Annotated in this window: 5 protein-coding genes and 1 pseudogene; 1 reads left to right on the top strand and 5 read right to left on the bottom strand. The window is 30.9% G+C overall.

Going from position 1 to position 4,732, the window contains the following annotated elements; all coding sequences use genetic code 11:
• On the top strand, positions 1–741 hold a 741-nt coding region (locus IDG60_RS06350; protein ID WP_481906083.1), incomplete at its 5' end, for an arginase family protein.
• Between the two features lie 97 nt (positions 742–838).
• On the opposite strand, the gene ccpA is transcribed toward IDG60_RS06350, so the two are convergent.
• From ccpA to IDG60_RS06325, 5 genes and pseudogenes are all read right to left on the bottom strand, one after another.
• Complete coding sequence (ccpA, locus tag IDG60_RS06345) at positions 839–1,828, bottom strand: catabolite control protein A (RefSeq protein WP_000219066.1); 990 nt, start codon at positions 1,826–1,828, stop codon at positions 839–841.
• 72 nt (positions 1,829–1,900) lie between these two features.
• Positions 1,901–2,014, bottom strand: coding sequence for a hypothetical protein (locus IDG60_RS06340; protein WP_001788994.1), 114 nt, complete (start codon positions 2,012–2,014; stop codon positions 1,901–1,903).
• A gap of 353 nt (positions 2,015–2,367) precedes the next feature.
• Complete coding sequence (locus IDG60_RS06335; RefSeq protein WP_000066378.1) at positions 2,368–3,459, bottom strand: bifunctional 3-deoxy-7-phosphoheptulonate synthase/chorismate mutase; 1,092 nt, start codon at positions 3,457–3,459, stop codon at positions 2,368–2,370.
• Between the two features lie 460 nt (positions 3,460–3,919).
• Complete coding sequence (locus tag IDG60_RS06330) at positions 3,920–4,003, bottom strand: hypothetical protein (RefSeq protein ID WP_031761406.1); 84 nt, start codon at positions 4,001–4,003, stop codon at positions 3,920–3,922.
• 155 nt (positions 4,004–4,158) lie between these two features.
• Positions 4,159–4,732 (bottom strand): annotated as a pseudogene (locus IDG60_RS06325) (hypothetical protein); the annotation flags it as partial.

Below are 4,732 nucleotides of genomic sequence, written 5' to 3'. Positions count from 1 at the left end.
AGTGGTTTTTGTATATACAATGATATTGCAATTACCGCACAATACTTAGCTAAAGAATACAATCAACGCGTTTTAATCATAGATACCGATGCACATCATGGAGATGGTACACAATGGAGTTTCTATGCCGATAACCATGTTACTACTTATTCTATCCATGAAACCGGAAAGTTTCTTTTCCCAGGCTCTGGTCACTATACTGAACGCGGTGAAGATATCGGCTATGGACACACTGTAAATGTCCCACTTGAACCGTATACAGAAGATGCATCATTTTTGGAGTGTTTTAAATTAACAGTTGAGCCTGTCGTAAAGAGTTTTAAACCTGATATTATTCTAAGCGTAAATGGTGTCGATATACATTATCGTGATCCACTAACTCATCTAAATTGTACGTTACATTCATTATATGAAATTCCATATTTTGTAAAATATTTAGCTGATTCTTATACGAATGGAAAGGTAATTATGTTTGGTGGCGGAGGCTACAATATTTGGAGAGTCGTACCACGTGCATGGAGTCATGTATTCTTAAGTTTAATTGATCAACCAATTCAAAGTGGTTATTTACCGTTAGAATGGATTAATAAATGGAAACATTATTCATCTGAATTATTACCTAAAAGATGGGAAGATCGTTTAAATGATTATACCTATGTCCCCCGCACAAAAGAAATTAGTGAAAAAAATAAAAAATTAGCTTTACATATAGCGAGTTGGTACGAATCTACTCGTCAATAAGTAACCTAATCTGCAACGATTTTAAAAGATAAATAAAAGGCATTCTTCCAACACCCATATAATTTGGGTCGTTAGATGAATGCCTAATTTTGTGAATTTATTTTGTAGTTCCTCGGTATTCAATTCTGTGAGGTAAAACTACATTTGGTTCTTCTATCTTTTCATCGTTCATATATTTTGTTAATAAGCGCATCCCTACTGCACCGATATCATATAATGGTTGAATAACACTAGAAAGTTGTGGTCTAACCATCTCAACTAATCGTGTATTATTGAAACTAATAATTTGTAATTCCTCTGGAACTTTAATACCAGCATCCATTGCACTATGCATAATACCAATTGCTTCTTCGTCGCTGATACATAAAATGGCATCTGGCAAATTGCCTTTCATTTTAGCAAAAGCTTTTACGCCTTCTTTATAACTTTCAGCACCAGAACAATTCAATGTATCACCTAATTGAAGGCCATTTTTATTTAACACTTCAGTTAAACCTTCTAAAACATCTTCTTGAGCTTTTTTAGAATGTTCTCCACCTACTAAAGCAAATGATTTAGCGCCTTTTTCAATTAATTCTCCCGTAATTTCTTTCGCAGCTTCAGTAAAATCAATATTAACTGATGCTATATGTGCATCCTTACCATTTGTTCCTGATACTACTACAGGTACAGATGATTGATTTATCAATTCTTTCATTTCTTCAGTAATTGTACCACCAAGGAAAATAATACCATCAACCTGTTTACTTAATAAGTTATTAAAAATTTCTTTTTCCTTTTCAGGATCGTTATCTGAATTTGAAATAATTGAGTGATATTTATACATTGTTGCAATATCTTCAAGTCCACGAGCAAGTTGTGAATAATAGATATTAGATATATCTGGAATGATCACACCTACTGTTGTTGTCTTTTTACTAGCTAAACCTCTAGCAACAGCATTTGGACGATAATTCAAACGCTTAATGACTTCGTTAACTTTATTTTTAGTTTCTGCTTTAACATTTTGGTTCCCATTAACAACACGCGACACTGTGGCCATAGAGACACGCGCTTCTCTTGCTACATCATATATAGTAACTGTCATAATTTCCTCCTTGTAAACGTTTTATTCATTATAATAACATGTTTTCATTTCATTTTCATAGTTTACCATATTTTAATTTACAGTAACATATTTTTGTTTGGAAAAATTTAGCGAAAAGCTTGAAATAAAAACAAACGCTAAATGATAACGAACGATATATTTTAATTTTATATAAACTTTTTTCATTTTTAATTGTAATGTTTTGAGAAAGCCTTTTCAAACATCAATTGCATTTGTTGAAAAATGTTCACATTTCAGCAACAAATGTGTGAATCTATTATATTTTACAGATAATTCATAGTTATAATTTTAATTACTGCTATCAGTCATAATCTTTAATAATTGTGAAATTGAACAAGTGTCGAAGTATTATAACAATCGTTAAGTGCAGTATACCTTTATTTCTATACAAAAAATAATAGCCACTCTAAAAGTAATATACTCTTAGAATGGCTGTAAGTTTAAAATTGTCGATTCAAAGATAATATTCTACTTCAACATGACATATTAGTTAAGTAGTCTATAGTTTCCTTGGAATATTATTTTAACTTTTTAGCGTTATATAAATCAGCTAAAGGCTTTAATTCATCATAAAATGCTTGGAATTCATCTAAATCCATTTGTTGACCCGCATCACTAAGTGCAACAGATGGATCTGGATGCACCTCAGCCATAACTCCATCAGCACCAACTGCTAATGCTGCTTTCGCAGTTGGTAACATGATATCTTTACGACCTGTACTATGCGTTACATCTACCATGACTGGTAAGTGTGTACCTTGTTTTAAAATTGGTACTGCTGAAATATCTAAAGTGTTACGTGTCGCCTTTTCATAAGTTCGGATTCCACGTTCACATAAAATAATGTTTTGATTACCTTGTGAAGCAATGTATTCAGCTGCATAAACAAACTCTTCGATTGTAGCAGATAAACCACGTTTTAATAGAATAGGCTTTTTCGTACGGCCAGCTTCTTTTAATAACTCGAAGTTTTGCATATTACGTGCACCAATTTGGAATACGTCTAAATACTCATCAGCCACTTCAAAATCATTTGGATTTACGATTTCGCTGACAACATTTAAATCATATTTATCTTTAATCTGTTTAAGTATTTTAAGTCCTTCAACACCTAGGCCTTGGAAATCATATGGTGATGTACGTGGTTTAAATGCACCGCCACGAATAAATTTTTCACCTTTAGCATGTAAGTTTTTAGCAACAGCTTCAACTTGTTCAAATGATTCAACTGAACATGGCCCAAATACAAATGATTTATTGCCGTCTCCAATAATGCCCCCATTATCAAATGTTACAATCGTATCTTCAGGTTTCAACTTACGTGATACGTATAAGTGTTTTTCATTTTCAGATTTTTGTAAATCTGTAGAGGCTTTAAAAATTTCTTTAAATAATTGCTTAATTGTATTATCGTTAAATGGTCCTTTGTTGCTATCAATTAAGTCGTTAAGCATTTCTTTTTCGCGTTGTGGATCATAGATACGTGTACCTTGTTTTAATTTTTCCTCCCCAATTTTTTGTGCTAGTTCACCACGTTTAGATAATAAATCTAAAATTTGATGATTCAGTGAGACAATCTCACTTCTGTATGATTCTAATTTATTACTCATCCTTACTCACCTCTACGAATTATTTCAAGTATATTCCACTTTAAAGCAATAAAATATAATGTTAAAAAATATTCTAACAATATCATATGTATAGTTCAACCCTAAATTGACAGAAAATAATCAATTTTCTAATTATATGATTCGAGACTGACATTTCGATTTTCTCAGTCATTATTGGAAAGTTATATTCTATATTGATATTTATTAGCAAATGTTAATCAATTAAATAAGTGTCATTATTATAGCTTATTTTGAGTCAACATTACTGCTTTTAAGAAAAATTTTCGTTTCTATCTTCTATTATAAATCTAAAATTCTCATACATTCAACCTAACGCTTAATAAAAATTAACAACCTTTGTCTTTGTATATTAATATAAATCTATAGTGAACATCACTCACCAACACATTCAGCTATATTTAAATTAGTGAACGTCATTGTACCTTCTAAGATTCATTGTTTATTTGATTATCGAATATTTTTCCATCTTCAGCTTAAAATGTGCAATATAACTATTGTTATCTAACGATGTTTCAAACAGCATAAATACATGAAATGATCGCGTTGCCTTTCAAAATAAACTGATGATATCAAAAAAGGTAAGCACCTGAATGCCTACCTTTTATTTTGAAATTCAATTTTTAAAAATATAATACATAGCTTACTGCTATGATTGATTATTCAACGATTTTAGTAATCTTAGTCATTGAATGTACGTTTCTCTATTTTACTATTAGCTTTTTCAACTTTAGCATTTGGCGTTTTTGATGCATTGGATGATTTAGCATTTGTTGTTTTTGAATTCTTATTACTAGTTTGATTATTCTTTTGAGTTAACTTACTTGAACTACTTTGTTTCTTTGCACCTTGTGATGATTTCTTATTATGTTGCTTTTTCTGACCTGAAGTTTTATTTGTAGATGCTTTTGATGCATTTCGTTTATTTGAAGGTGTTGTTTTTTTAGATTGTTTACCTGATTTCTTGTCAACAGCTGTATTATTAGTTGTTTTTTCATCAGCTTTACGTGTAATAACACCATTTTCAAATTTAGCTTCTTTTTGTTTAACAGTGTCTTTATTATCTATATTAACCGTCTCTGACTCTGATACATCATTCTTTTTAGTAACTAATTGAGGAATTTCTTTCAAGTCATTTTTAGCAACTGGTTTTTCTGCAAATAACGCTTCAGTTAATTGACTCTCTTTTGAACCTGGTGTTAATTTAGCTTGCTTCTGTTTTGCAGCGTTTGCTAATCTTTCAGCTTGTGACTCT

Source organism: Staphylococcus sp. EG-SA-2, from assembly GCF_017152085.1.
This window is presented reverse-complemented; position numbering and strand designations above follow the sequence as displayed.